Source organism: Sulfitobacter sp. HI0129 (genome assembly GCF_001635395.1).
Classification (GTDB): domain Bacteria; phylum Pseudomonadota; class Alphaproteobacteria; order Rhodobacterales; family Rhodobacteraceae; genus Sulfitobacter.
Window position 1 is genome coordinate 1 of sequence record NZ_LWGH01000750.1, and the last position, 468, is coordinate 468.

General features: G+C 61.5%; 1 protein-coding gene. It reads right to left on the reverse strand.

Annotated elements, in window-relative coordinates; translation table 11 throughout:
- The coding region (locus tag A3764_RS18500; protein ID WP_150122287.1) for a TRAP transporter large permease subunit at nt 1–468 on the reverse strand (468 nt) is incomplete at both ends.

The following is a 468-nucleotide window of genomic DNA, read 5'->3' on the forward strand; positions in this document are numbered from 1 at the left end:
AAAGGATCATCGGGATCGACGGCGGAATGATGATCGCCAGCGAGGCCGAGGAGGACGTGACGGCGGCGGAAAATTCCTTGCTGTAGCCGCGCTTCTTCATCTGCGGGATCAGGATGGAGCCCATCGCCGCCACATCCGCCACGGCAGAGCCCGAAATCTCGGCAAAGAACAGCGACACGCCGATGTTGACCATCGCCAGCCCGCCCCGGATGAACCCGATGATGGCCGAGACGAAGTTGATCAGCCGGTCGGTTATCCCGCCCGCGTTCATGATCGCACCCGCCAGCACGAACATCGGGATCGCGATGAGCGAGAACTTGGTCGACCCGTCATACATATCGAGCGCGATCGTCACGAGGCTGCCGGGCCCTTCGGTGAACAGCAGGCCGATCACGCCGCTCACGGCAAGGGCGACGGCAATGGGGATGTTGATGCAGATCATCACCAGCATCGCAATGAATATGGCGG